The sequence below is a fragment of the Sinorhizobium sp. CCBAU 05631 genome (assembly GCF_002288505.1).
GTDB classification, from domain to species: Bacteria; Pseudomonadota; Alphaproteobacteria; order Rhizobiales; family Rhizobiaceae; genus Sinorhizobium; species Sinorhizobium fredii_C.
The window spans coordinates 735,173-761,443 of sequence record NZ_CP023063.1 but is presented as its reverse complement, the minus strand read 5'-3'; the positions used below and the strand labels follow the sequence as shown (position 1 = coordinate 761,443).

19 protein-coding genes are annotated in these 26,271 nt (G+C 63.3%); 9 read left to right on the top strand and 10 right to left on the bottom strand.

Annotated elements, in window-relative coordinates:
• The first annotated feature begins 75 nt into the window (after positions 1-75).
• On the top strand, positions 76-1,095 hold the full coding sequence (locus SS05631_RS03625) for a glycosyltransferase family 2 protein (protein WP_083853840.1): 1,020 nt from the start codon (positions 76-78) through the stop codon (positions 1,093-1,095).
• Positions 1,088-2,572: a glycosyltransferase family 39 protein gene (locus SS05631_RS03620; protein WP_037413636.1), complete on the top strand. Its 1,485-nt coding sequence runs from the start codon at positions 1,088-1,090 to the stop codon at positions 2,570-2,572. The genes SS05631_RS03625 and SS05631_RS03620 overlap by 8 nt, the downstream gene beginning before the upstream one ends.
• Positions 2,573-2,587: 15 nt before the next feature.
• Here the strand turns inward: SS05631_RS03620 and SS05631_RS03615 are convergent, their stop codons facing one another.
• Both SS05631_RS03615 and SS05631_RS03610 read right to left on the bottom strand, forming a co-directional pair.
• On the bottom strand, positions 2,588-3,487 hold the full coding sequence (locus SS05631_RS03615; RefSeq protein WP_037413631.1) for a diacylglycerol kinase family protein: 900 nt from the start codon (positions 3,485-3,487) through the stop codon (positions 2,588-2,590).
• A gap of 133 nt (positions 3,488-3,620) precedes the next feature.
• Positions 3,621-4,091: an Lrp/AsnC family transcriptional regulator gene (locus SS05631_RS03610; RefSeq protein ID WP_037413629.1), complete on the bottom strand. Its 471-nt coding sequence runs from the start codon at positions 4,089-4,091 to the stop codon at positions 3,621-3,623.
• Positions 4,092-4,231: 140 nt separating this feature from the next.
• On the opposite strand from SS05631_RS03610, the gene SS05631_RS03605 reads away from it, so the two are divergent.
• Entirely contained in the window at positions 4,232-5,134 is a 903-nt protein-coding gene (locus SS05631_RS03605; protein ID WP_037413627.1) for a DMT family transporter, read from the top strand.
• Positions 5,135-5,204: 70 nt separating this feature from the next.
• On the opposite strand, the gene SS05631_RS03600 is transcribed toward SS05631_RS03605, so the two are convergent.
• The 3 genes from SS05631_RS03600 to SS05631_RS03590 all read right to left on the bottom strand — a co-directional run bounded on the left by SS05631_RS03600 (position 5,205) and on the right by SS05631_RS03590 (position 9,387).
• Positions 5,205-6,092, bottom strand: coding sequence for a proline/glycine betaine ABC transporter permease (locus SS05631_RS03600; protein ID WP_037413626.1), 888 nt, complete (start codon positions 6,090-6,092; stop codon positions 5,205-5,207).
• 199 nt (positions 6,093-6,291) lie between these two features.
• Complete coding sequence (locus SS05631_RS03595; RefSeq protein ID WP_037413624.1) at positions 6,292-7,290, bottom strand: ABC transporter substrate-binding protein; 999 nt, start codon at positions 7,288-7,290, stop codon at positions 6,292-6,294.
• Between the two features lie 432 nt (positions 7,291-7,722).
• Positions 7,723-9,387: an electron transfer flavoprotein-ubiquinone oxidoreductase gene (locus SS05631_RS03590; protein ID WP_037413621.1), complete on the bottom strand. Its 1,665-nt coding sequence runs from the start codon at positions 9,385-9,387 to the stop codon at positions 7,723-7,725.
• Positions 9,388-9,650: 263 nt separating this feature from the next.
• On the opposite strand from SS05631_RS03590, the gene SS05631_RS03585 reads away from it, so the two are divergent.
• From SS05631_RS03585 to SS05631_RS03570, 4 genes are all read left to right on the top strand, one after another.
• Positions 9,651-10,937 carry an Hsp70 family protein gene (locus SS05631_RS03585; RefSeq protein WP_037413618.1) on the top strand — a complete coding sequence of 429 codons (1,287 nt, stop codon included), beginning with the start codon at positions 9,651-9,653 and terminating at the stop codon, positions 10,935-10,937.
• Positions 10,938-10,986: 49 nt separating this feature from the next.
• Positions 10,987-11,871, top strand: coding sequence for a uracil-DNA glycosylase (locus SS05631_RS03580; RefSeq protein WP_037413616.1), 885 nt, complete (start codon positions 10,987-10,989; stop codon positions 11,869-11,871).
• Positions 11,872-12,011: 140 nt separating this feature from the next.
• Positions 12,012-12,191, top strand: a complete 180-nt coding sequence (locus SS05631_RS03575; RefSeq protein ID WP_037413613.1) for a hypothetical protein — start codon at positions 12,012-12,014, stop codon at positions 12,189-12,191.
• A gap of 58 nt (positions 12,192-12,249) precedes the next feature.
• Positions 12,250-12,390 carry a hypothetical protein gene (locus tag SS05631_RS03570; protein WP_083853839.1) on the top strand — a complete coding sequence of 47 codons (141 nt, stop codon included), beginning with the start codon at positions 12,250-12,252 and terminating at the stop codon, positions 12,388-12,390.
• A gap of 116 nt (positions 12,391-12,506) precedes the next feature.
• Here SS05631_RS03570 and SS05631_RS03565 read toward each other — a convergent pair whose 3' ends face one another.
• Positions 12,507-13,445, bottom strand: coding sequence for a DMT family transporter (locus tag SS05631_RS03565; RefSeq protein ID WP_037413612.1), 939 nt, complete (start codon positions 13,443-13,445; stop codon positions 12,507-12,509).
• Positions 13,446-13,820: 375 nt separating this feature from the next.
• Between SS05631_RS03565 and pepN the strand changes: the two genes are divergently transcribed.
• Positions 13,821-16,481, top strand: coding sequence for an aminopeptidase N (gene pepN / locus SS05631_RS03560; RefSeq protein WP_095677922.1), 2,661 nt, complete (start codon positions 13,821-13,823; stop codon positions 16,479-16,481).
• A gap of 334 nt (positions 16,482-16,815) precedes the next feature.
• Complete coding sequence (locus SS05631_RS03555) at positions 16,816-19,143, top strand: ATP-binding protein (protein ID WP_037413609.1); 2,328 nt, start codon at positions 16,816-16,818, stop codon at positions 19,141-19,143.
• A gap of 20 nt (positions 19,144-19,163) precedes the next feature.
• On the opposite strand, the gene SS05631_RS03550 is transcribed toward SS05631_RS03555, so the two are convergent.
• The 4 genes from SS05631_RS03550 to SS05631_RS03535 form a co-directional block, all read right to left on the bottom strand.
• The gene (locus SS05631_RS03550; protein ID WP_037413607.1) at positions 19,164-22,121 is read right to left on the bottom strand and encodes a bifunctional [glutamine synthetase] adenylyltransferase/[glutamine synthetase]-adenylyl-L-tyrosine phosphorylase; all 2,958 of its coding nucleotides are present in this window, start codon (positions 22,119-22,121) and stop codon (positions 19,164-19,166) included.
• A gap of 69 nt (positions 22,122-22,190) precedes the next feature.
• Entirely contained in the window at positions 22,191-23,588 is a 1,398-nt protein-coding gene (locus tag SS05631_RS03545; protein ID WP_037413605.1) for a HAMP domain-containing sensor histidine kinase, read from the bottom strand.
• Positions 23,585-24,286: a response regulator transcription factor gene (locus tag SS05631_RS03540; protein WP_037413603.1), complete on the bottom strand. Its 702-nt coding sequence runs from the start codon at positions 24,284-24,286 to the stop codon at positions 23,585-23,587. Before SS05631_RS03540 ends, SS05631_RS03545 begins: the two co-directional genes overlap by 4 nt.
• Before the next feature lie 146 nt (positions 24,287-24,432).
• Positions 24,433-25,998 carry a Do family serine endopeptidase gene (locus tag SS05631_RS03535; RefSeq protein ID WP_037413601.1) on the bottom strand — a complete coding sequence of 522 codons (1,566 nt, stop codon included), beginning with the start codon at positions 25,996-25,998 and terminating at the stop codon, positions 24,433-24,435.
• Positions 25,999-26,271 lie beyond the last annotated feature (273 nt).

Sequence of the window (26,271 nt, the reverse complement as noted above, 5' to 3'; positions counted from 1 at the left end):
AGCCACGCAATTCAGCGTTGGTTATCACCGTTAACTGTGCAAGAAAACCTGCGACGGCACACCGGAGAGACCGCCTTGACCCACATGCAAGAACCGCTGACGGCAATGACGGGCGCGATGGAGCCGATCGAGCTGTCCATAGTGGTGCCGGTGTTCAATGAGGAGGACAGCGTCGCGCCGCTCGTCAACCGTATCCACGAGGCCATGGCCGGTTTCGACCGATCCTGGGAATTGATCCTGGTCGACGACGGCAGCACGGACCGGACTTTGCCGAATGCCCGCAAGGAGCTGCTGCGTCCGAACCTAAAACTGAAGATCATCGAGCTCCAGAAGAATTTCGGCCAGACCGCCGCCATGCAGGCCGGGATCGATGCCGCGGCCGGGCGGCTGATCGCGACGCTCGACGGCGACCTTCAGAACGACCCGAAGGATATTCCTCAGATGGTCGCCGCCATCGAGGAGCGCGAACTCGATCTCCTGGTCGGATGGCGGCAAAACCGCCGGGACGGCCTCCTGCTCAGAAAGATCCCCTCCTGGTGCGCCAATATCCTGATCGGCAAGATCACCGGCGTGAAGCTTCACGATTACGGCTGCAGCCTTAAGGTCTATCGCAGCGCGATCATCAAGCAGGTGAAGCTCATGGGCGAAATGCACCGCTTCATTCCGGCCTGGGTCGCGGGCGTCGTGCCGAGCAGCCGGATCGGCGAGATGCCCGTGACGCACCACGCCCGCCACTTCGGTTCGTCGAAATACGGTATCTCGCGCACCTTCCGTGTGATCCTCGACCTGCTCGCAGTGCTGTTCTTCATGCGCTACAAGGCGCGTCCCGGCCACTTCTTCGGCTCGATCGGACTTGCGACCGGCAGCCTGAGCGCCCTCATCCTGCTCTATCTCGCGATTGACAAGTTCATCTTCGGCAACGATATCGGCACCCGCCCGATGCTGATCGTCGGCGTCATGCTGTTCCTGTCCTCGGTGCAGCTGATCACCACCGGCATTCTCGCGGAAATGATGGCGCGCGCCTATTTCCGCGACGACGATACGGCGAGCTATATCGTCCGTCAGGTCTTCGGGCAGGACCAGCCGCATGCATGACATCGTCGACCGGCGGCCGAACCTGGTCTTAATCACACTGGCCGGCTATTTTCTGCTGTGCGTCGTGCTGCGCCTTGCCGCCTCGCCCTCGCTCGAGATCGATGAGGCCGAACAGGCCTTTTTGTCGCAATTCCTGCAGCTCGGATATGGGCCGCAACCGCCCTTCTACAACTGGCTGCAATACGGGCTGGCGCAACTGATCGGCACGTCGCTCGCGACGATGACCATTCTCAAGAACGGGCTTCTGTTCCTCTGCTGCCTTTTCTACGGCCTCGCGGCGCAGCTTGTCCTCAAGGACCGGCGCCTCTCGGCGATCGCCATGCTCGGCGTCCTGAGCCTGCCGCCGGTCTTCCTGCTCGCACAGCGGGATCTCTCCCATACGGTCGCCGCGCTTTTTGCCGTATCGCTGTTCTTCTACGGCTTTCTGCGGACGCTGACGCATCCGAGCCTTTTTTCCTATCTGCTGACCGGCATTGCGGTCGGCATTGGCGTGGTTTCCAAGTACAACTTCGTCATCGTGCCGGTCGCGGCAATCCTTGCCGCGCTGCCCGAACCGGAATTGCGCAAGCGCATTTTCGATTGGCGTATCCTGGGGGCGATCGCCATTGCCGGCGTCATCGCGCTGCCCCACGGCGTGTGGGTGCTGCAAAATCTCGATGCCGCCTCGTCGGGCACGCTGAATGAAATGAAGGAGCGCGAGGCGGAGGGCCGCCTTATGCAGGCGTTTCACGGCGTCTTTGCCCTTGCCTCGGCAATAATTGGCGGCAGCCTGGTGCCCTTGCTGGTCTTTGGCCTTGCCTTCCGGCGAAAAATCCGGGCGATCTGGCAGGCGGAAAACCAATGGACCCGCCTCGTCGGGCGCATGATCGCGCTCTGTCTCCTTGCCGTTCTGCTTGTCGTTCTCGGTGTCGCTGCGACCCATGTCCGCGAAAAATGGCTCGTGCTCTTTCTGGTCCTGCTGCCGCTCTATCTCTGCCTCAAGATCGAGGCGGCAGAGATCGATCCGGCGCCGGGCTTCCGGCGCTTCGTGCCGTTGGTTGCCTGCATCGTGCTGGTGACACTCGTGATTGTGTCGGCGCGGGCCGTGGTACGCCCGTGGTTCGGCGACTACTCGAAACTGAACATCCCCTATGCCGCCTTGGTGGAGGCGGTCGTCGAGGCAGAAGGGCGGCCGCCAGCGCTGGTGCTGACCAATGACAAGCAGGTGGCCGGCAACATCCGCACGCGGCTTGCCGACGTGACGGTGGCGATCCCCCATCTTTCGGACTTCCCGCCGCCGGACGCGACGAGGCGGCCGCTGCTGGTGGTGTGGCGCGACGAGAAGAACCAGGCGCCGCTTCCCGCCACGCTGAGCGCGGCTCTCGAGACATCGGGAGTGGCCGTATCAGCTCAAACGCCGCGCAAACTCGAATTGCCTTATATCTACGCCGCCGGACCGGATCGCTATCGGTTCAGCTATATCTGGGTGGGCGAGTAGATCACCGGTACCCGTTTACGCGCCCACGAGGAGCTTCAATTCGCCGGGGTGAACGCGCAAGGCGACATCGCGCCGCCGGATCGGCAGGAGCTCGCCGTCGATGACGCAGTTGATCTTGCGATCAACCTTCGGAAAATGCAGATCGACCGCCAATGCGCTCATTTCGGTGATCAACGGACTTGCCCGGAATCGCCCGCGCAGAATGTCGAAGGCGAGCTTTGCGACGCCCGCAGGACTCAGCGGCGGAGCCGTGTAGAAGCCGAGGTGCCCTGCCGTCACATCGTCCGCATACATCAGCGTCGCGTGTCCGAAATGGTTGTTCGAGACCGAAATGGCCGACACGTGCCGAAGCTCGCGGTGGCCGTCGGCATCGAATTCGATCTCGAAATCCGGCGGATTGAAGATCACGCCTATGGCAGCGCGCACGCTGGCGCCGATCTTGCCGAGGCGCGAGGCAAACTTGTAGGACTCCCGATAGCGCACCATGCGGGCGTGCAGTCCCATCGAAAATTGATGCACGAAAGCCCGGCCGTCGGCGCTACCGATGTCGCCATCGATGATCCTTCCATTGGCGAGGACCTCGGGAACCTTCCAGATATCGAGCGGCAGCTTCAGGGAGCGGGCAAACAGGTTCATCGTTCCCGCCGGGATGACACCGAGCGGCATGCCGGAGCGCCAGGCCACCCCGGCTGCAGCCGAAATCGTGCCGTCGCCGCCGCCCGCGACGATCGCGTCCAAGTCATCGCGGCGGCAGGCCGTCTCCAGCGCCTGCAGGATACCGCTTGCGGCCACCACGGCAATTTCCATGTCATGCCCGGCGGCGCGAAAGATCTCCTCGACGCGCTTGCCATAGGTCTCCATATCCGTGGTGCGGAAAGTCCCCCCATCTCGATTGAAGATGGCTTTAACTTTCAACGACTGGCCTCTCTTTCATCCATGCGCGCCCTTCTGCTTCTGAGATAAGGGCGGCAGCGGGGGATTCCAGAGCCGGCCGACAAAGAGTTTCGCGGAAGGTCGCCGCGAGCGACAGCGTTCGGTGCGGCCGCCCTCACAAGGCCGGCAGCTTCAGGGGACCGCCGGTCTTGATCGTCCGGATGGCGAAGTTCGAACGGATGTCCGTCACCCCAGGCAGGGTCAGCAAGGTTTCGGTGAGAAGCCTCTCATAGGCCGACAGGTCCTCCACCACCACCTCGGCGAGGAAATCCGCATTGCCCGAGATCAGGAAGCAGGAAACCACCTCCGGTATGGCGAGCAGCGCCTCCTGCTGCCGCCGCGCATTTTCCTGGCTGTGCTGGCCGACCTTGATCTCGACAAAGACCGTCAGCCCCAGGCCCACCTCCTTGCGGTCGATATCGGCACGATAGCCGCGCAGCACGCCCGACTTCTCCAGATTGCGGATGCGCCGCAGGCAGGGGGACGGCGAAAGGTTGATGCGCTCGGCGATCTCGACATTGGTGGCACGAGCATCCTCCTGCAGGACCTTGAGGATGGCGATATCGAATTTATCGAGTTTTGGCATAGTAAGACTGTTTCAATCATCATATTGGCAGAATATTGCTGAACTTACCACCAAACAGGCAGAGATAGCAAGGACATGCCCCACGTGTCGGCGCTAGGGTTCACACATCCAAAACACCTCGCCCCTGGAGGAACAAGACCATGGTTGCGCTGACACTCGATCGCGGTTCCGACTCGCCCGTATCCGGCTATGCCGGTGCCTTCGTCACGGTGTTGATCTGGGCGGGCTGGATCCTCGCCACGCGGCACACCGCCGCAACCAGCCTCGGTACCATCGACCTCGGCCTCATCCGTTATGGGGTACCGGCGCTCGTCCTGGCACCGGTCTGGCTGAAGACGGGTCTCGTGCCGAAACGCCTGTCGCCGGCGCTTCTGGCGCTGATGGTCGCCGGATCGGGGGCCCTGTTCTTCCAAGTGGCGGCCTTCGCCATCCACGCGACGCCGGCGGCCTCGGTCGGCGTGCTGCTCGGCGGTTCGATGCCGCTCGCGACGGCAATCATCGGCGTGACGCTGTTTCGGGAGCGGCCGGATCGCATGCGCATCCTCGGCTTTGCGGCGATCATCCTCGGCATGGCGATCCTGCTAACCCGCAGCCTCGGCGCCTCGGACAGCTGGACCGGGTGGCTGCTGCTGCCTGCCGCCGCGGCGCTCTGGGCGACCTATACGCACGCCTTCCGGCGGTCGGGTCTGAGCCCCCTCCAAGGCGGCGCGCTGATCGCCGTCTGGTCGTTCCTCATCCATCTCGCTCTGGCGCTCGTCTTTGGCAGCACGCTCGCGACCGTGCCGGCGCACGAGATCGGCCTGCAGGTGATCAGCCAAGGGGTTCTTTCAGGGCTCATCGCCACGCTTGCCTACGGCCTCGCCGTCCGGCGCCTCGGCGGCACGCAGGCGGCGGCCTTCACGGCCCTGACGCCGGTGCTCGCAATGATCGGCGGCGGCTTGCTGCTTCAGGAGGCGATTGGTCCCTTCGAGATTGCCGCCGCGGTCGTCACCGCCACGGGCGTCGCGCTCTCGACCGGTATGCTCTCCGCCAGGCACGAATAGCCGGAACAAGCAAGCGGCCCGGGACGATGAGTCCCGGGCCGCTGTTCTTTTCCGCAATAACAGTCCAGTGTCAGCCGTGGACGATTTCACGGTGCCGCTGCAGGCGGCGGCCATAGGCCTGGCTGACGCGGTCGAAGATGATGGCGATGCCGACGATGGCAAGGCCATTGAAGATGCCGAGGGTGAAGTACTGATTCGCGATCGCCTTCAGCACCGGCTGGCCGAGGCCTTGGACGCCGATCATGGACGCGATGACGACCATGGCGAGCGCCATCATGATCGTCTGGTTGATGCCGGCCATGATGGTCGGCAGCGCCAGAGGCATCTGCACGTTCTTGAGCTTCTGCCAGCTCGACGAGCCGAAGGCGTCGGCCGCTTCCAGGACGTCCTTGTCGACCAGCCGGATGCCGAGATTGGTCAACCGGATCATCGGCGGAATGGCGTAGATGACGACGGCGATCAGGCCGGGGACCTTGCCGATCCCCAGCAGCATCACCACGGGGATCAGGTAAACGAAACTCGGCATCGTCTGCATCACGTCGAGCACCGGATTGACGACGTTCTGCACCCGATCGGAGCGCGACATGAGAATGCCGAGCGGAATGCCGATTGCGATGGACAGCACCGTACAGACGAAGATCATCGAGATCGTCTTCATTGTGTCGTCCCACATGTCGAAGTAGCCGATCAGCAGCAGGGTGCCGACGCAGCCGGCAACGACCTTCCAGTTGCGGCTGGCGAACCAGGCGATCACCGCAATCAGCAGCAGGATGATCGGCCAGGGTGTGCGCGTCATGAAGCGCTCGGACTGGATCAGGAAGAACTGCAACGGCTCGAAGAACGTCTCGATGGCCTCGCCATAGGTACGCGTAAACGTGCGGAAGCCTTCGTCGATCACCTTCTTGAGTTCTCGAAGGCTATCGTCATTCATATGCGGAAATTTGGTCAGCCATTCCATGGCGATTCCCCTTTGCAATCGTTCAGGCGGCATGTCGTTATTTTTCTTGGCAGCCGCCGACCTTCAAACCACACTGCGCTGTAACCACTGACGCTGCGCAATCTTATTCTCAAACCGACATGCCGTGAACGAATTCCTGCATGCGGGAAAGAAAAACGGCGCGCCTTTTATGCGCGCCGTTCGTTGGCCAGAGTGTCGATCAGAGGGCCGCCTTGACCTTCTCGGCGACTTCCGGCGAGACCCACTTGGTCCAGACATCCGGATTTTCTTCGAGGAAATGCTTGGCGCCCTCCTCGCCGCTCGCCTGATTGTCCGTCATCCAGGCCATCAGCTTGTTGACGGTGTCGTTCTGCCAGGCGCGGGTCTTGAGATAATCCATCACCGGACCGGCACGGTCAGCGAAGGATTTGGTGACGAGCGTCTGGACCTTGTCCTTCGGCCAGTCGTTCTTCTTCGGGTCCGGGCAGTCGGCAACCGTGTTGCAGCGCTTCCATTCGGCCGGATCAGCCGGCACGCCATGGTCGAGCTTGACCATCTCGTATTTGCCGAGCAGCGCCGTCGGAGCCCAGTAGTAGCCGACCCAGCCCTGCTTGCGCTCGTAGGCCTTGGCGATCGAGCCGTCGAGGCCGGCGGCAGAGCCGGGATCGACGAGCGTGAAGCCGGCGGCCTCCGCACCATAGGCCTTGTAGAGTTGCGTCGTCACGACAGTGCCGCCCCAGCCCTGCGGGCCGTTGAAGACGGCGCCCTTGCTCGGATCTTCCGGATCCGGGAAAAGCTCCTTGTGCTTCAGCACGTCATCGATCGTCTTGATGTCCGGATTGGCGTCGACGATGTATTTCGGAACCCACCAGCCCTGTACGCCGCCGTCAGAAAGCGCGAGCGCCGCACCGACGAGCTTGCCTTCCTGCAGACCGCGGTTGACCACGTCCGGCAGCAGGTCGACCCAGCCTTCCGGAGCGATGTCCGGCTCGCCCTTCTCGATCATCGACGTGATCGTCGGCACGGTATCGCCAACAACCAGTTCGGCGTTGCAGCCATAACCTTCCGTCAGAATGAACTTGTCCACGTTCGCCAGTACTTCGGCGCTCTGCCAGTTCATGTTGGCGATCGTCACATCGCCGCATTCCTGCGCCGATGCGGCGCTGCCAAGTCCGAGGAGGCCAACGGCCAGACACGTCGTTGCAAGTAGTTTCTTCATCTCGTTTCCCTCTGTTCTGACGGTGCACCCGTGACGAACTGCCAGCCTCACCGCGGCAGCGGACAGCATGTGGATCGGACCTTCGTCCAGTCCAGTCTCGTTGCCATCAATCCAATACTCCCGATCGACGGTACATGTCATTGCTATCGAGTCTCTAGGGGAAACGCTTGCCCATTTGCGTCAGCAATCACGCTCATGGTATTTTTTCATGAAGTTATACAATTGAAGGCCTTAGCGGCGACATTTCAACTGTGAGCCGAGGCACAAGGCGCGGCCAGGCACGCCAAGAAACGCTTCTCGGATGCGGCTTGGCCGCTATTTTTCAGGCGGAGGCCCGTGCGGCCCCGGCTCCCAACATTTACATGTTGGGGTAGACGGGGCCTTCGCCGCTCTTTACTGGGCGGGGCTCCGTGCGGCCCCGGCTCCCAACATTTACATGTTGGGGTAGACGGGGCCTTCGCCCCCTTGCGGCGGCACCCAGTTGATGTTCTGGTTCGGGTCCTTGATGTCGCAGGTCTTGCAGTGCACGCAGTTCTGGGCGTTGATGACGAAGGTCGGGTTGCCGTCCTTTTCCACCCATTCGTAGACGCCGGCCGGACAGTAGCGGCTCGACGGGCCGGCATAGACGTCGTATTCGGAACGCTTCTGCAGCTCCAGGTCCTTGACCTGCAGGTGGATCGGCTGGTCCTCCTCGTGATTGGTGTTCGACAGGAACACCGAGGAGAGCCGGTCGAAGGTCAAGACCCCATCCGGCTTCGGATAGTCGATCTTCTGATGCTTGGCGGCCGGCTCGAGGCTCTGTGCGTCCGTCTTGCCGTGCTTCAGGGTGCCGAAGAAGGAGACGCCGAACAGCGTGTTCGTCCACATATCGAGACCGCCGAGCGCGACGCCGATCGCCGTGCCGAATTTCGACCACAGCGGCTTGACGTTCCGCACCTTCTTCAGGTCCTGGCCGATGGCGCTGTCGCGCCAGCCGCGCTCGATCTCGATCGGCTCGTCATTGGCGCGGCCGGCGGCGATCGCCGCCGCCAGCTTCTCGGCCGCGAGGATACCCGACAAGACGGCATTGTGGCTGCCCTTGATGCGCGGCACGTTGACGAAGCCGGCCGAACAGCCGATCAGCGCGCCGCCGGGGAAGGAGAGCTTCGGCACCGACTGGTAGCCGCCCTCGGTGATCGCACGGGCGCCGTAGGACAGACGTTTGCCGCCCTCGAAAGTGCCGCGGATCGCCGGATGCGTCTTGAAGCGCTGGAACTCCTCGAAGGGGTAGAGATACGGGTTCTTGTAGTTGAGGTGCACGACGAAGCCGACGGCGACGAGGTTGTCCTCGAGGTGATAGAGGAAGGAGCCGCCGCCGGTCTTCATGCCGAGCGGCCAGCCGAAGGAGTGCTGCACGAGGCCCGGCTTATGGTTCTCCGGCTTCACCTCCCAGAGCTCCTTCAGGCCAATGCCGAATTTCGGCACGTCGCGGCCCTCGTCGAGCCGGTACTTGGCGATCAGCTGCTTGGCGAGCGAGCCCCGCACCCCCTCGCCGATCAGCGTGTATTTGCCGAGAAGCGCCATGCCGCGAGCAAAGTTCGGCCCCGGCTCGCCGGAGCGTCCGATGCCCATGTCGCCAGTGGCAACTCCGATCACCGCGCCCTCTTCGTTGTAGAGCACTTCGGTTGCGGCAAAGCCCGGATAGATCTCGACGCCGAGCGCCTCGGCATGCGCCGCCAGCCAGCGACAGACATTGCCCAGCGAGACGACATAGTTGCCGTGATTGTTCATCAGCGGCGGCATCAGGAAATTGGGCAGGCGGATCGACCCGGCCGGGCCCAGGAAGAGGAACTGGTCGTCCGTGACCTCCGTCTTGAACGGATGGTCCGGCTCGTCGCGCCAGCCGGGCAACAGCCGGTCGATGCCGATCGGGTCGACGACGGCGCCGGAAAGGATATGGGCGCCGACTTCCGCGCCCTTTTCGAGCACCACGACCGACAGCTCCGGATCGACCTGCTTCAGCCGGATCGCCGCGGCAAGCCCGGCCGGACCGGCGCCGACGACCACCACGTCGAATTCCATGCTCTCGCGCTCGGGGAGGTCTTGTGGCTCGTTCATTGTCGCGTTCTCCAGTCTTGCCGTTCTCCGCCGGCTCCGTCCCAGTCAAATCATCCCGTCATGACAAATGCCGCAAACCTTGTCGAGCCGGGATGCGACAGACTGTCTCTGCATTTGCGCATGAGTTCATGAGTTTAGCACAGTCCCTTATATTACTTTGACGTAAACGTAAATCAACCACCGATGAATAACCGCCGTCAGCTTGATTTTGTAGCTCCCGCGTGCAACGAGGCGCGCCCCTTTACGTCGCAAGGAGACAGCCAATGGCCACGGCCCTCGGCCTCGATTTCGGAACGACCAACTCCGTTCTGGCCCTGGCGCAGGGTGCCTCGACGCGCTCTCTTTTCGTCGACAGCCCCGCCGGACGGTTCGACACCACGCGAACGGCTCTCTCCTTTCTGAAGCAGGGTCATGCATCCTTGAAGGTCGAAGCGGGCCAGGCGGCGATCCGCGAATTCATCGACAATCCCGGCGAATGCCGTTTTCTGCAGTCGATCAAGACCTTTGCCGCCAGCGCACTCTTTCAAGGCACACTCGTCTTCGCCAAGCGCCAGGAGTTCGAGGACCTGATGTACAGCTTCCTGGCCCGGCTCAGGGACTATGCCGGCGACGACTGGAACGGGGCGTTGCAGCGCCTCGTCGTCGGGCGTCCGGTGCAGTTTGCCGGCGCAAGTCCGGACGAAAAGCTGGCGATCGAACGGTATGGCCGCGCCCTCGCGCGCTTCGATTTTCCGGAAATCCACTACGTCTATGAACCGGTGGCGGCCGCCTTCTACTTCGCCCGCAAGCTGGAGCGCGATGCGACGGTGCTCGTCGCCGACTTCGGCGGCGGCACGACGGACTATTCGATCATCCGTTTCGCAAGCCGCGGCGGACGGCTGAGCGCCACGCCGGTCGGACATTCCGGCGTCGGCGTTGCCGGCGATCACTTCGATTTCCGCATCATTGACAACATCGTCGCGCCGCTGATCGGAAAGGGGAGTCTGTTCAAGAGCTTCGACAAGCTGCTTGAAGTCCCGTCGAGCTATTACGCCAATTTCGGCCGCTGGAACCAGTTGTCGATCTTCAAGACGCTCAGGGACTTTGCGGAGCTGAAGAAGCTCGTCCGCACGAGCCTCGAGCCGGAGAAACTGGCGGCATTCGTCGATCTGATCGAGCATGACGAAGGCTACCCGCTCTATCAGGCGGTCTCGGCAACCAAAATGCGACTGTCGCAAGAAGAGGAAACCGAGTTCTTCTTCGCGCCGCTGGGCGAGCGCTCGCGAAGAATCGTTCGGCGCAAGGATTTCGAGGCCTGGATTGCCCCCGACCTCGCCCGCATCGATGCGGCCCTCGACGAGGTACTGGCAACGACGGCGACTGCGCCGGCCGACATCGACAGGATTTTTCTGACCGGTGGCACCTCCTTCGTGCCGGCCGTCCGGCGGCTTTTCGACGATCGCTTCGGCCCCGAGCGAATCGAAAGCGGCGGCGAGCTCCTGTCGATCGCCCACGGGCTTGCGCTGATCGGCGAGCGGGAGGACATCACAGCTTGGACGATCGCCGCGTAAATATCCTCCGGATGCTGGACCACAGTCGCCGATCTGATAAGTTCCGCCGATGATTTCGGCCAACGACCTTTCCCCTTCGGAACTCGCCGCGCTTCTTGCTTTCCATGCGGAGGCGGGTGTCGAGTGGCTGCTTGAAGACGCGCCCGTCGACCGGCTGGCGGAGTTCGAGGCGCTGAAAGCCAAGCGCGCCGGCGCGCGAGCTGCGCCGCAAAGCCGGCAGCCGGAAGCGTCAGAAGCGCAGAGGGGCCGGGGACAGCCGGCGACGCCCGGCAGCGCCCTGGGTACTCTTCCGAGCAGCCCGGCAAGCGTTCCGCCGACGGTCGCGATCCCTGACGAGCAGGCGATCAGCGAGGCGCGATTCGCCGCCGAGAGCGCGCGATCGCTTGCCGAACTTCGCACGGCGATGGAGTCCTTCACCGGCTGCAACCTCAAGAACAGCGCCCGAAACCTCGTTTTCGCGGACGGTGACCCCGCCTCGGGCATCATGGTGATCGGGCCGATGCCCTATGCGGAAGACGACCGGGACGCCCAGCCGTTTTCCGGCAAGCACGGTGATATGCTCGAGCGGATGCTTTCCGGCATCGGTCTTTCACGGACCGGCGTTCTGCTCAGCAACGTGGTTCCCTGGCGGCCGCCCGGAAACCGCGTGCCAAGCGGTCGGGAGGCCGACATCTGCCGCCCCTTCATCGAACGGCAGATTGCGCTCGCCGAGCCGAGGCACTTGCTTCTCCTCGGCAATTTCACGGCCCGCTTCTTCTTCGGCACCAACGAGACGATCCATCAGACGAGGGGGCAATGGCGCGAGCTTTCCGCTGGCGGCCACCTCGTTCCGGCGCTGGCTACACTGCATCCGCAGGATCTTATCACCGCGCCCGTCAACAAGCGTTTCGCTTGGCTTGACCTGCTCTCCTTCAAGGCGCGGATCATGGGCTGACCGGCCGCGCCCGACAGGTGAAGGAAATATGAACAAAGCCATGCAATTTGCGCATGTCAGCGCCGCGTTTTAATGCGTTGCAAAATCGATGTTGCATCGCAATATGAAAGCACGGGAGGTATGGATTAAGGAACTGAACCATGAGTGCCCGTTTTCGCCCGATCCACAGCAGCTTTGAGACGCTCCGTCAGGCCCGCGTCGCTGTGCGGTCGCCGTATAACAGCTTCGGCAAGGTTGCCAACGAACAGATGACGGCAATCGGCCTCGCGCGCACGACGCGCCACCCGGCCCAGATCTACGCCGATTTCATTCAGCGCTGACCAATCGCTGCAGCGCCGACCATCGCGTCCGGCGCTCGCCCGAACGAAGATCACTACCATGTCTATCAGCAGCCTGCTCGATACGATTTCCGACATCGGCACCGCCGTGCGCACCTCGCGCGAGTTCAGCAGGATGAGCACGATCAGGGACAGCCGCCGCGCGCACCGTGTGGCGGTGAGCCCGTTGCTGCCCAACTGAGACCGCGCCGTCTCGGTAACAATCGACAGAGCGGTGACCTCCAAACCTTTCCAAGATCGCCTTCCAGCGACGACCGTCGGCGCCTCCTATCGTAGCGGCAGGAGCAATGGCCCCGTTCAGCCCTGCGGCGTAACGTGTTTGCGCGCCCCCTTTCGCTCGAGCCCCAGCCGGTGCTCGCGGAAGATGATGAAGATGCCGGCGCCGACGACGATCGCGGTGCCGAGCAGCATGGTTGCCGTCGGTACGTCGCCGAAGAGGAAATAGCCGATGACGATGCCGAGCACGATCGAGGTATATTCGAAGGGGGCGATCGTCGACATGTCGGCGTGGCGATAGCTCTCCGTCAACAGAATCTGGGCGACGCCGCCGCAGAAACCGGCGAGCATCAGGAGCAGGAAGGATGTCCAGGATATCGCCGACCAGCCGAAGGGAAGCGTTGCCAGGGAAAACACCGCGGCGGAAAGCGAGAAGTAGAGCACGATCGTATGGGTGCGCTCCGTCTGCACGAGCCGGCGCACAAGCACCATCGCGACCGCGCCGAGTGTCGCCGAAAGCAGCACGGCGACGGCGCCCAGCGCCTTGGACGAGCCGAATCCTCCTTCGTCGAACAAAGTCACGCTCGGCCAAGTGATGATCAGCACGCCGACGAGGCCGATAACCACCGCGGACCAGCGATAGAGCCGGACGATTTCGCCGAGAAAGAGAGCGGCGAAGGCAACCGCCAAGAGCGGCATCGCGTAGCCGATCGCGATCGCCTCGGGGAGCGGCAGGTGCACGAGGCCGTAGAAACCGCAACTCATCGACAGAATGCCGACGAAGCCGCGCACCACATGCCCCGCGACATTGTTGGTCCGGAAGGCGTCGCGCAACTGGCCGCGGCAGGCCAGAAAGCCGAGAATTGGCACCATGGCGAAGGCGGATCTATAGAAGGTGATCTGGCCGGTGGCGATCCCGCTGCCGGCCGCCTTGATGCAGGTCGCCATGCAAACGAAGACGATGACGGACAGGACCTTGAGCAGAATCCCCTTCATGGGGTTGTGAATATCGGCATCCATGAGGGCGTTCGAGATGTCATCCGGCGGACCGGGCGGGAAGGACGGACACGGCGCAGACCGCGGGGGGATGGCACCACTCTAGCTGCACGGCGCGGCATGTTGGATCAATTTTCTTGATGGGCGCGGCATTTTCGTGATGGCTTTCGCGCTCCCGCACTGCTTCGTCCTATGCTTTAGCGAACGCGAAAAAATCCTGTGGGATTTAGTTCTTGTTAGTGCCGTTTCGTTAAACCTGCGATCGGGGCGGGGAAATCAAACGTGTTTGCTTCCGAAGTGCGGTCGACGGCATTGCAAGCACAAAATCTCGCCTCTTGGCCTTTTCACCATCACAGGCGCCCTCTAACTTAGGAACGGAAGGCGCAAGCGGGACTGACCATGCGGACAAATACTGGCCAGATCATTCATCTGGAAGACTACCGGCCGACCGATTTCGTTCTCGAAAGAGTGGATCTGACCTTCGAACTCGACCCCAAGGAGACGAAGGTAGAGGCGCGGCTCATCTTCCACCGACGCGAAGGCGTGGACGCTTCCGCCCCGCTGGTCCTCGACGGCGACGAGCTGGCCATGACCGCCCTGTTGCTCGACCAGGAAGAAGTCCCGGCGACGCTCTACGATGTGGCCGGCGACACGCTGACGATCCGCGGCCTGCCCGAGACCGCCCCCTTCGAAATCACCGTGACGACGCTCCTGTCGCCGGAGACGAACACGAAGCTGATGGGCCTCTACCGCACCAACAACGTCTACTGCACGCAGTGCGAGGCGGAAGGCTTCCGCCGCATCACCTATTTCCCCGACCGGCCCGACGTGCTCGCCGTCTATACGGTCAACATCATTGGCGACAAGGCGACCGCCCCCCTTCTCCTTTCGAACGGCAACTATCTCGGCGGCGCCGACCTGGGCGACGGACGTCACTTCGCCGCCTGGTTCGACCCGCATCCGAAGCCGAGCTATCTCTTCGCGCTGGTTGCCGGCGATCTCGGCGTGGTCGAGGACACGTTCACGACCGCATCCGGCCGCGAAGTGGCCTTGAGGATCTATGTCGAGCACGGCAAGGAGCCGCGCGCGGCTTACGCGATGGACGCTCTCAAGCGCTCGATGAAATGGGACGAGGAGGTCTTCGGCCGCGAATACGACCTCGACATCTTCATGATCGTCGCCGTCTCCGACTTCAACATGGGCGCCATGGAGAACAAGGGGCTCAACGTCTTCAACGACAAATACGTCCTCGCCGATCCGGAAACGGCGACAGACACGGACTACGCCAATATCGAGGCGATCATCGCCCACGAATATTTCCACAACTGGACCGGCAACCGCATTACCTGCCGCGACTGGTTCCAGCTCTGCCTGAAGGAAGGGTTGACGGTCTATCGCGATCACGAGTTTTCGGCCGACATGCGCTCGCGCGCCGTCAAGCGCATCGCCGAGGTGCGGCACCTGAAGTCCGAACAGTTTCCCGAGGATGCCGGCCCGCTCGCCCATCCGGTGCGCCCGACGCAATATCGCGAGATCAACAATTTCTACACGACGACCGTCTATGAGAAGGGCTCCGAGGTCACGCGCATGATTGCGACCCTTCTCGGACGCGACCTCTTCAAGAAGGGCATGGACCTCTATTTCGACCGCCATGACGGCCAGGCAGTGACGATCGAGGACTTCATCGCCTGCTTCGAGGCCGCGGGCGGGCGCGATCTCACCCAGTTTTCGCTCTGGTATCATCAGGCGGGAACGCCGCTGATCACCGCCTCCGGTTCCTATGACGCGGCGAAGCAGATCTACACCCTGTCGCTCGAACAGGCGGTGCCTGCGACACCGGGTCAAAGCGCCAAGAAGCCGATGCATATCCCACTTCGCGTTGGGCTCCTGCTTGAAGACGGCAGCGAGGCTAAGCCTGCAGCCGTCTCCGGCGCCGATGTCACTGGCGACGTCTTGCATCTGACGGAGCGCAAGCAGACCGTCGTCTTCGCCGGCATTCCGACCCGGCCCGTGCCGTCCTTCAATCGCGGCTTCTCTGCGCCGGTAAACCTGCACATCGAGCAGAGCGCGAAGGACCGGGCCCTCATCGCACGCCACGAGGTCGACCTCTTCGCCCGCTGGCAGGCGCTGAATGCCATGGCGCTCGACAATCTGGCCAAAGCAGCGGCGCAGGCGCGAAACGGCCAGCCGATCGCCTCCGATACCGCCCTCATCGGCGGGCTGCTGGCCGCGGCGGGTGACGAAGGGCTGGAGCCGGCATTCCGCGCACAGGTCCTGTCGCTGCCGAGCGAAGCCGACATCGCCCGGGAGATCGGCCGCGACAACGATCCGGACGCTATCCAGGAGGGTCGCCAGGCGATCCTTTCCGCCGTCGCCGCATCCGGCAAGGAGATTTTCACGCGATTGCTCGGCGAGATGGCACTTTCCGGCCCGTTCCGGCCCGACGCAGCGAGCGCCGGCCGGCGGGCGCTGCGCAACGCCGCCCTCTCCTATCTCGTCTATGGGGACGATCAGCCGGAGAAGGCCGTGAGCGCGTTCCGTTCCGCCAACAACATGACCGATCTCAGCCAGGCGCTGACGCTGCTCGCCCACCGTTTTCCGGATGCGCAAGAAACGCTCGATGCGCTCACCACGTTCAAGAACCGCTTCGCGGACAATGCGCTGGTGATCGACAAATGGTTCGCCATCCAGGCGACGATCCCCGGCGCCTCGACGCTCGAGCGGGTCAAGGCGCTGATGTCCGATCCGCACTTCACCCCGAGCAACCCGAACCGCGTACGCTCGCTCATAGGCACCTTCGCCTTCTCCAACCCGACGGGCTTCAACCGTGCGGATGGCGAAGGCTACCGCTTCCTCGCACGCCAGATCCTCGACATCGATCCCCGCAATCCGCAACTTGCGGCACGGATCCTGACATCGATGCGCTCCTGGCGGTCGCTGGAGCAGGTGCGCGCCAAGCATGCCGAGGAGGCGCTCAAGGAAATCGCCGGCGCCTCCAATCTTTCCGTCGATGTCAGCGACATCGTCGACCGGATGCTGAGCGACGGCAGCGCGGCGTGATATCGCCGCGGCCTCGGCCGGGCCTACTGCACCTCTCCTAAGCGGGGCCGATTCGAGGAAGGAGCCTCAATTCAAAGGGCTACGGCGACTTCTGAGCGTCGGATAAGACATTCGGCGTCGCAGGCGCTATGACTTTCCAACGATGAAAATTGGTTAACAAATCTTTACCTGCGCCTCTAGACAAGGCGAATCGCCCTGTGATTCATTGAGTCAGATTCGGGCGGGCGGCGTACCGAATCACCAAAGCGTCGCGATTTCCGATGACGCTTCGGTTTAAGAGGATCACAGCGTCCCTTCGCATCCACATGCGGGACGCTCTCGAGGACGGCAGAAATTGGGAAAGATTGCGGACGCGCGACGGGGAGGCGCAGCCGACGGGCGGTTGCGACTCAAGTTTCCGGGCTTTTTCGGCCTGGAACGGGAGCTCATCGACAAGGCGAGGCTCTTTGTCGAACCGGCGTCACGTCGGCTCGCCCGGGCCGAGCCCATTCTGAAGCGGTCAATTCCCGTCCTCATTATCGCTTTCCTGCTGATCGTGGCCATTTCGCGCATGTCGGGCATCATGGATGAGCATGCCCGGATGGAGGCCAGTTCGCGCCGGAGCGTCAGCCTGGCGGCGACCGCGGCGACGGCGGCGTTCCAGGCGGATGGATCGGAGCTCTTCGGCGAGGGGCAGCGATGGGAGGCCGAACGGCGGCTCGCCGAATATCTGCCCGCCGAACTCCTCGACAGCGGCATGTTCCTACTGACGGTTCGCCGGGACGGCCGCATCTTCGCGAGCACGCAGGCGGGGGCACATTTCATCGGCCGCACGCTTACCTCGATCGCCCCGGACGTGGCGTCGCTGCAATATTTCGGCGAAGGCGAAGGCGCTGTGAAGGCGACCATCGACGGCGTCGAACATCTGGTCGCCCTGATGCAGGTGCCGGCTTCCGCGGGTGTCGTGCTGGCGGCAACGCCGGTCGCCCAGTTCGAAGCGGCCTGGCGCGACGATGTCTCGCTGAACGTCACGCTGTTTGCCGGCATTTCGGCAATCCTGCTCGTCGTGCTTTACGCCTACTATATTCAGGCCAAGCGCGCCCGCGACGCCGATTCCGTATTCGCCGAATCGAACCTGCGCGTCGAAACCGCACTGTCGCGCGGCCGCTGCGGACTTTGGGATTTCGACCTCGCCAACCGTCGCCTGTTCTGGTCTCGCTCCATGTACGAGATGCTCGGCATGCCCGGCGACAGCAGCGTCTTGTCGTTCGGCGACGCGGCCCGGCTGATGCACCCGGAGGATCGCGGCGTCTACCGGGTGGCGCGGGCGATCGCCAAGGGCAGCGAGCGCCAGATCGACCAGGTGTTCCGCATGCGCCACGCGGATGGCCATTACGTTTGGCTTCGGGCGCGCGCCCAAATCATCCGCACGGTTTCCGGGCGGACCCACCTCATCGGCATCGCCATGGACGTGACCGAGCAGCACCGGCTCGCCCAGCGCTATGCGGAAGCCGACCAGCGCCTGACGGATGCCATCGAGTGCACGTCGGAAGCCTTCGTGCTGTGGGACAAGCACGACCGGCTGGTCATGTGCAACACCCACTATCAGCAGGCCTATCAGCTGCCGGATCATGTCCTCGTGCCCGGCACCGAACGGGCAGTGGTGCACGCGGCCGCGGCGAGACCGGTGATCGAGCGGCGCGTCGCCGATCCGGACCGCAGCAATCATTCGCAGACGAGCGAAGTGCAGCTCGCCGACGAGCGCTGGCTGCAGATCAACGATCGACGCACGCGCGACGGCGGCCTCGTCTCGGTCGGCACCGATATCACGCTGCTCAAGCGGCATCAGGTGCGGCTGCGCGAATCCGAGCGGCGGCTGATGGCGACGATCGGCGATCTTTCGGCCTCGCGCATCACGCTCGAACGGCAGAAGGAGGAGCTTTCCGTCGCCAACGCCAATTACCAGGCGGAAAAGGAACGGGCCGAGGCGGCAAACCGGGCAAAATCCGAGTTCCTCGCCAACATGTCGCATGAGCTGCGCACGCCGCTCAACGCCATTCTCGGCTTTTCCGAGATCCTGCAGAACCAGATGTTCGGGCCGCTCGGCTCGGAGAAGTACCACGAATATTCCCGCGATATCTATGAAAGCGGCAGACATCTGCTCAACGTCATCAACGACATACTCGACATGTCGAAGATCGAGGCCGGTCACATGCGTATCACGCGCGAAAGGATCGATCTTGCGCCGCTGATCGAGGAAACGCTTCGCTTCACCACCATACCGGCGCAGCAGAAGAACATCCGCGTCGTCCAGGAGGTGTCCTCGGGCCTGACGATGTTCGCCGATCGTCGCGCGATGAAACAGGTGCTCCTCAACCTTTTATCAAATGCGGTCAAGTTCACCAATGAGGGTGGCCGCATTTCACTCAGGGCCCGCAAGGTTCGCGGCGCGGTGACGCTGACGATCGCCGATTCCGGCATCGGCATTCCGAGGCACGCGCTGGAAAAGATCGGCCATCCCTTCGAACAGGTGCAGAGCCAGTATGCCAAGAGCAAGGGCGGCTCCGGCTTGGGGCTGGCCATCTCCCGGTCGCTCACGCGCCTGCACGGGGGACGGATGAAGATCCATTCCGCCGAAAACGTCGGCACGATCATATCCGTGCGGATCCCGGACCTCGCCTGAACCCAGCCGGGGCCGCCGGCTCAGCCCGCAAGGACCGACTGGAAGATGCCGCGCACCGCCTTGGAAAAGCGGCGTATGTCAGCCTCGAGATGCTTGAGGTCCGGGTAATCGCCTGCCCGGCAAACGAGATCGACAAGGCCGGCGGGGGCGTCCTTGGGGTCGAAATCGCCGTCGATACAGAGCCGCACGATCTGCGAGACCTCGGTAAAGAGCGCCAGCGCCTCGACGGCCATGTCGAGATCGTTTGCATCCATCAGGGCGGCGCCGAGCCCCTTCAGCGCCTCCATCGTCTGCGTTCCGGCAGGCGGCGGTAGCTCGCCCTTTGCCGGCGCCACAAGCGCCAAATATTGCGCAATGAATTCGATATCGACGAGGCCGCCGGGGATGAGCTTGAAGTCCCAGATGTCGTTCGGCGGCTTTTCCTTGTCGATGAGATCGCGCATCTCCTCGACGTCCTTGCGGATCTTAGCGATATCTCGCTTCTGCGACAGGACCTCGGCGAAGATCGCCTCCGCTTCGCCGATCAGGCTTTTGTCGCCGCAGATGCATCGGGCGCGGGTCAGCGCCAGATGTTCCCAGGTCCAGGCCTCCTCACGCTGATATTTGGCAAAGGCGGTAATGCGGGTCGCAACCGGGCCCTTGTTGCCCGAGGGCCTCAGCCGCATGTCGACATTGTAGAGGACGCCCTCGGCGGTCGGGGCTGAAAGAGCCGCGATCAGCCGCTGCGTCAGGCGCGTGAAATAGCGTGCCGGGTCGAGCGGCTTGGCGCCCTCGGATTGGTGGGCGTTGGCGTCATAGTCATAGAGCAGGATGAGGTCGACGTCGGAACCGGCAGTCAACTCGTGGCTGCCGAGCTTTCCCATGCCGACGACGGCGACCCGGCCACCCGGGAAATCGCCGTGGGCGGAGCGAACCTCTGCCAGAACCGCCTCCAGCGCAGCGGCGATGATCAGGTCGGCAAGATCGGTGAAGGCCCTGCCCGCCTGCAGGCCGGAGATCGTGCCGGTCAGCAACCGGATGCCGATCAGAAAGCGCTGCTCGGCGGCGATGATGCGCAGGCGGTCCAGCACCTCTTCGTAGTGGTGGGCGCCGGCGACGAAGCTGGCGATCCGCGGTGCCAGATAATCTCGCGTCGGCAGTTCGGCGAGCAGGCCCGGGTCCAGCATGCCGTCGAAGACATGGGGCCTGGCGGCGATGATATCCGCCAGGCGCGGCGCCGAGGACATGATATTGACGATCAGCGACAACAGGCCCGGATTACTGCCGAGCAGCGAGAAAAGCTGGATGCCGGCAGGGAGGCCGGAGAGGAACTGGTCGAAGCGCAGCAATGCCTCATCGGCGCGCCGGCTCTCGCCGAAGACGCGCAGAAGCTCCGGCGTCAATTCCGTCAGGCGTTCGCGTGCCTCGACCGATTGGGTCGCCCGATAGCGCCCGTAGTGCCAGGTGCGAATAATACGGGCGATGTCGGAAGGACGCTGGAAACCCAGCCGTTTCAGCGTTTTGAGCGTGTCCGGGTCATCCTGCTGACCGGTGAAGACCAGATTGCCGGTCTCTGCGGAGAGTCTCGCTTCCTGTTCGAAAAGCTGGGCGTAGCGTCGCTCGACCGTCCGCAGCACCCGGGAAAACTCCCTGGAGAAGGACGCCGTATCTTCGAAGCCGAGCATCGACGCGATGCGCCTCAGTTCCGCCTCGCTCTCGGGCACCAGATGGGTCTGCTCGTCATGCACCATCTGGATCCGGTGCTCGACGTCACGAAGGAACCAATAGGCATCGATCAGTTCATGCGCCGTGGCGCGATCGATCCAGCCGGCCTCGGCCAGCACATGCAGCATCGCCTCGGTTTCGCGCAGCCGCAGCGCAGGCGTCCGGCCGCCGGCAATCAGTTGCTGGGTCTGCACGAAAAACTCGATCTCGCGGATGCCGCCGCGGCCAAGCTTGACGTTGTGGCCCTTCACGGCGATCTCGCCGTGGCCCTTGTGCGCGTGGATCTGACGCTTGATCGAGTGAATGTCGGCGATCGCCGCATAATCCAGGTACTTCCGGAAGACGAAGGGCGTCAGTTCCTTGAGGAAACGCTCGCCGGCCGGAAGGTCGCCGGCGATCGGGCGCGCCTTGATAAAAGCAGCCCGCTCCCAGTTCTGCCCCCTGCTCTCATAATAAAGCATCGCCGCCTCGACGGGGATTGCGAGCGGCGTCGAGCCGGGATCGGGCCGAAGCCGGAGGTCCGTGCGGAACACGTAGCCGTCGCCGGTCCGCTCCTGCAGGATGCGGATCAGCCTTCGCAAGAGCCGCGCGAAGACCTCCGTCGCCTCATCGCGGCTGACGAGGATGCCGGACTGCGGATCATAGAAGACCACGAGGTCGATGTCGGAGGAATAGTTGAGCTCGCACGCCCCGAGCTTGCCCATGCCGAGCACGACGACGCCCGAGCCGACGCTCGGCGCCGAGGCATCCGGGAGGACGAACTTGCCGCTCTCATGCGCGCCGAGCAGCAGGTGATCGATCGTCGCCGATACCGCGGCGCCGGCGAACTCGCTCAGCCAGCGCGTCGTTTCGCGGCCATCAAACAGCCGCGAGAGATCGGCAAGTGCGACGGCGAAGGCAACCTCCCGCCTTGCCCGCCGCAGCCGCGCCATGATTTCCGCGTCCGGCAGGGCCTTGCCTGCCGCCCCGCTTTGCCATGCCAGCCGCGCCGCATCGATGCGGCTTCGCAGAAATCCAGGCAAGCTCTCGCTCAGCAGCGCCTCGACAATGGCAGGGCTGCTTGCGCCGGTATCGCGAAGGAAAGGCGAGAGTGCGAAAGCGGCGAGGATCAAGTGCTTGAGCGGCGTATCGGACGCCACCAGCTTGGCGATGGCCTCGCTTCCCTTCGCTATGTCCTTCAGCACCGAAAGAGCGACCTTCGCGTCGGCCTGGCTCGCCGGGCGGATCGGCACCACCTCGATATCGGACAACCGCTTTTCGGTCGCGTCCACCATCGGTCTTCTCCTCCCCTTCGGATCGTCGGAAGTCGATCGCTCCAACCGGCAATTGCCGTGACCGGTGTATCAGGTCGTGCCGGCGGGGAAAACCATGCGAACCGTCAGGCCCCTTCCATCTGGCTCCGTCGCCGAGAGATCCAATGCGCCATGGTGCATCTCCATCACCGCCTCGACAAGCGAAAGGCCGAGACCGGTGCCGGGTTTGGTGCGGCTCTCGTCCAGCCGCACGAAGCGCTTGACCACTTCGCCGCGCATATTTTCCGGAACGCCGGGACCCTGATCGGCGACCGTCAGGGCGACATTGGCGCCGCTCTTCTTCATCTCGACCCGGATGAGCGGATTTTCCGCCCCTTCCGCATATTTGATCGCGTTGTCGATCAGGTTCCCGAGCGCCTGGCCGATCAGTTCGCGGTTGCCTGTAACAACGACGCCCGGCTCGATGTCCGCTTCCAGGCGCAGGGCAGCTTCCTCGGCGACCGGCTCGTAAAGCTCTACGCAATCCTCGACGATGCCGGACAAGGCGACATCGCTCATCTCAGCGATGGCGGAGCCCGCCTCGACGCGCGAAATCATCAGCAATGCATTGAAGGTTCGGATCAGTTGGTCGGATTCGCCGATGATTTCCTCGAGCGCGCCGTTCTGGTTGCCACCTTCCTTGCTGGCAAGCGCCGCTTCGGCCTTGTTGCGCAGCCGCGTCAGAGGCGTCTTGAGGTCGTGGGCGATATTGTCGGAAACCTGTTTCAGGCCCTCGTTGAGCTTCTCGATCCGCCCCAGCATCGCGTTCAGCGATTCCGACAGACGGTCGAATTCATCGCCCGATCCGCTCGTCGGCAGCCGTTGTGAAAGGTCTCCGGCCATGATCTTGGTGCTTGCCTCCGACATCCGGTCGATGCGCCTCAAGGCGTTGCGACCAATGCCGAACCAGATGACCAGTGCGCCGAGCCCCATGATGCCGAGCGCCACCACCAGGGCCTGGCGGACGAGAACGCGAAACTTTTCCGGTTCCTGCAAATCGCGGCCGACGAGGATGCGCAGGCCGTTGTCGAGCATGAGGACCTGGGCGAGCGCGACGTGGTTGCCGGTGCGGCTTTCGTCGGTGAAACGCCGGTAGTGAAAGGGCTCCGATGTCCAGCCCTCGTTGTCGAGCAGGCCCGGCTCGAGGCCGGCGACATTGCCGGCAAGGATCTCCCCGCTCGGCCCCGCAATGACATAGAGGTTGGCGCCCGGTTGACGGGCCCGACGCTCCAGCGAGCGGAGCAGGCCGTTGACGCCGGCACGCTCGTAGATGTCTTCGATCTGGGCCGCCTCGACGGCAATCCCTTCACGCGTCTGCTGCTGCAGGAGACGCTCGGACATGCCGGTGACGTAGAAGACGAGGAAGACGGCGCAAAGGGAGAAGAGGACGAGATAGAGCGCGGAGAGCCGGACCGCGGTCGTCCTGAACAGAACGCCGACTTTGCTCATGCGTCAGCGGTCCGATCGTCCTTGATCATGTAGCCGGCGCCGCGAACGGTTCTCAGCAACGGTGGATCGAAATCCTTCTCGATCTTGGAGCGCAAGCGGGAGACGTGCACATCGATCACATTGGTCTGCGGATCGAAGTGATAGTCCCAGACATTCTCGAGCAGCATGGTTCGCGTCACCACCTGCCCGGCATTCTTCATCAGATATTCAAGCAGCCGGAACTCGCGCGGCTGCAGCGGGATTTCCTTGCCCTGGCGGCGGACCGAATGGGAGAGCCGGTCCAGTTCCAGGTCGCCGACGCGGTAGACCATGTCCTGGTCCGGCGCTCCCTTGCGCCGGCCGAGCACCTCGACACGCGCCAGGAGCTCGCTGAAGGCATAGGGTTTGGGGAGGTAATCGTCGCCACCGGCGCGTAGTCCCGTCACCCGGTCGTCCACCTGGCCGAGGGCGGAGAGAATGAGCACCGGCGTATGGATGCCCCGGCGCCTCAACTCGGTGATCAACGACAGGCCGTCCCGACGCGGCAGCATGCGGTCGACGACGAGCACGTCGTAGGCGTTCTCGCTCGCCATGAACAGGCCGCTTTCGCCGTCGCTGGCGTGGTCGGAAACGATGCCCGCTTCGCGGAACGCCTTCGCCAGATAGGCGGCCGCCTCGAGGTCATCTTCAACTATCAGAATCTTCATACGGGTGACCATAGTCCCGGACCTCTGTTCGTCTCAACCGGTTTCGGGGTTTGCCTTGGCCGAATACAGCGTTCGGCCGAAACAGAAGACGCCGCGATATCGGCAGATGTCGCGGCGCCTCATCATCAGCCAGGATGGTGGCTTGCTCTTGCCGCGCCTCAGCTCTGCGCGATCGGCAACGCCACGAAGCGGCTTCCCTCGTCGGCCTCGATCTGGAAGAGCGCCTTGCTGCGGCCATCCTTCTTGGCGTTGTTGATCACCTTCAGGATGTCGTCCGCCGTCTTCACTTGCTGATTGTTGACGGAGACGATCTTCTCGCCTTCCTTCAGGCCACGATCGGCAGCATCCGAGTCCGGATCGACGGAGGCGATGGTGACGCCCGTGCCGTCTTCCGAAGGGGTGACCGCCAGACCGAGGTCGGCCAGTGCCTCTTCGCCAGCCTGACCCTGGTCCGTCTGTTCGTCGCGGGTATCCGGCGGCGTAGCCTTGGCCTCCTCCGGCAGCGTGCCGATCTCGAATTTGACGCTCTCAGACTTGCCGTTACGCCAGAGTGTGACCTCGGCGGTCGAACCGGGGCGCAGCGTTGCCACCCGGCGGGCCAGGTCGCGTGGATCCTTGACCGGCTCACCGTTGAGGGCGGTCACGATATCACCCTTCTTGATGCCCGCCTTGTCGCCCGGCGAACCCGCCTGCGGCTCGACCACCAACGCACCGCTCGCCTCAGAGAGGCCGAGCGATTCGGCGATATCCTTCGTCACCGGCTGGATTTGAACGCCGAGCCAGCCGCGCGAAACGGAGCCGTCCTTGATCAAGGCATCGACGACGTCCTTGGCGACGGAAGCGGGAATCGCGAAGGCGATGCCGACATTGCCGCCCGACGGCGAGAAGATCGCCGTGTTGATACCGACGACTTCGCCGGAGAGATTGAACGTCGGGCCGCCGGAATTGCCGCGGTTCACCGCCGCATCGACCTGCAGATAGTCGTCATAGGGGCCGGAGCCGATGTCGCGGCCGCGTGCCGAGATGATACCGGCCGTCACGGTGCCGCCGAGGCCGAAGGGGTTGCCGACCGCGACCACCCAGTCGCCGACCCGCACCCGGTTGTCATCGGCGAAGCTTACATAGGTGAACTTGCGGTTGGCTGCGTCGACCTTGAGCACGGCGAGATCGGTGCGGCTGTCCTTGCCGACGAGCTTGGCGTCGAGTTCCGTCCCGTCGTTCAAAATGACAGTGAAGGCGGAGCCATCGGAGACGACGTGGTTGTTGGTGACGAGATAACCATCCTCGGTGATGAAGAAGCCGGAGCCCTGGGCTCGCGGGCGCAGGCGACCTTCGCCACGCGGACCGTGCCGATCACGCCAGCGATCGGCCCGATCGCCATCGCGGGAATCGGGACTGCCGAATTCGCGGAAGAAGCGCTTCAGCGGGTGGTCGTCGGGCAGGTCTTCGAAACCGCGGCCGCCGAAGTCGAAGGTGAAGTTGCTCTCGTCGTTGGATGCCTGTTCACGGGCCTGGACGCGGACGGAAACGACGGCCGGGGAAACGGCGTCGACAACATTGGCGAAGCTCGGAACCGACGGAGCCTGCACCCTGACCGCCTCGGCGAAGGACTGGGTGATCTGCGCCGGCAGACCGGTCGTCAGCATGACTGCGGCAAGACCTGCAACCGTGGAGGTCTTCAGTGCGGTCTTCAGCGAGGGACGCGGAGTTTTGAACGTGGACATTCGTTTTGCCTTCTCTCTTGCGTGAAGCCGCCGCCGACAGACGGACGGCTTCGAAACTTTGATCACGAGCAAGGTATCCGGACCAACCGCCCGGAACCCGCTCGTATGGCTGTGACTGGAGGAACAGCCGATGACGCAAGGTGTAACGGATGGGACCTTACTGGGTTCTGTCCGGAAGATGAATTTTTGGTAATGTTGCGACAGAGCAGAAATGAGAGGCCGGTACCCGATCCGCGGGTCCTCTCAAGGAACGGCGAAGCATGCCCTTAACGC

Bases quoted from the DNA above. Each gene is read 5' to 3' on its own strand.
- SS05631_RS03620 (WP_037413636.1), top strand. From the start codon at position 1,088: ATGCATGACATCGTCGACCGGCGGCCGAACCTGGTCTTAATCACACTG.
- SS05631_RS03610 (WP_037413629.1), bottom strand. From the start codon at position 4,091: ATGCCAAAACTCGATAAATTCGATATCGCCATCCTCAAGGTCCTGCAG.
- SS05631_RS03605 (WP_037413627.1), top strand. From the start codon at position 4,232: ATGGTTGCGCTGACACTCGATCGCGGTTCCGACTCGCCCGTATCCGGC.
- SS05631_RS03600 (WP_037413626.1), bottom strand. From the start codon at position 6,092: ATGGAATGGCTGACCAAATTTCCGCATATGAATGACGATAGCCTTCGA.
- SS05631_RS03595 (WP_037413624.1), bottom strand. From the start codon at position 7,290: ATGAAGAAACTACTTGCAACGACGTGTCTGGCCGTTGGCCTCCTCGGA.
- SS05631_RS03590 (WP_037413621.1), bottom strand. From the start codon at position 9,387: ATGAACGAGCCACAAGACCTCCCCGAGCGCGAGAGCATGGAATTCGAC.
- SS05631_RS03585 (WP_037413618.1), top strand. From the start codon at position 9,651: ATGGCCACGGCCCTCGGCCTCGATTTCGGAACGACCAACTCCGTTCTG.
- SS05631_RS03580 (WP_037413616.1), top strand. From the start codon at position 10,987: ATGATTTCGGCCAACGACCTTTCCCCTTCGGAACTCGCCGCGCTTCTT.
- SS05631_RS03575 (WP_037413613.1), top strand. From the start codon at position 12,012: ATGAGTGCCCGTTTTCGCCCGATCCACAGCAGCTTTGAGACGCTCCGT.
- SS05631_RS03570 (WP_083853839.1), top strand. From the start codon at position 12,250: ATGTCTATCAGCAGCCTGCTCGATACGATTTCCGACATCGGCACCGCC.
- SS05631_RS03565 (WP_037413612.1), bottom strand. From the start codon at position 13,445: ATGGATGCCGATATTCACAACCCCATGAAGGGGATTCTGCTCAAGGTC.
- pepN (WP_095677922.1), top strand. From the start codon at position 13,821: ATGCGGACAAATACTGGCCAGATCATTCATCTGGAAGACTACCGGCCG.
- SS05631_RS03550 (WP_037413607.1), bottom strand. From the start codon at position 22,121: ATGGTGGACGCGACCGAAAAGCGGTTGTCCGATATCGAGGTGGTGCCG.
- SS05631_RS03545 (WP_037413605.1), bottom strand. From the start codon at position 23,588: ATGAGCAAAGTCGGCGTTCTGTTCAGGACGACCGCGGTCCGGCTCTCC.
- SS05631_RS03540 (WP_037413603.1), bottom strand. From the start codon at position 24,286: ATGGTCACCCGTATGAAGATTCTGATAGTTGAAGATGACCTCGAGGCG.
- SS05631_RS03535 (WP_037413601.1), bottom strand. From the start codon at position 25,998: ATGTCCACGTTCAAAACTCCGCGTCCCTCGCTGAAGACCGCACTGAAG.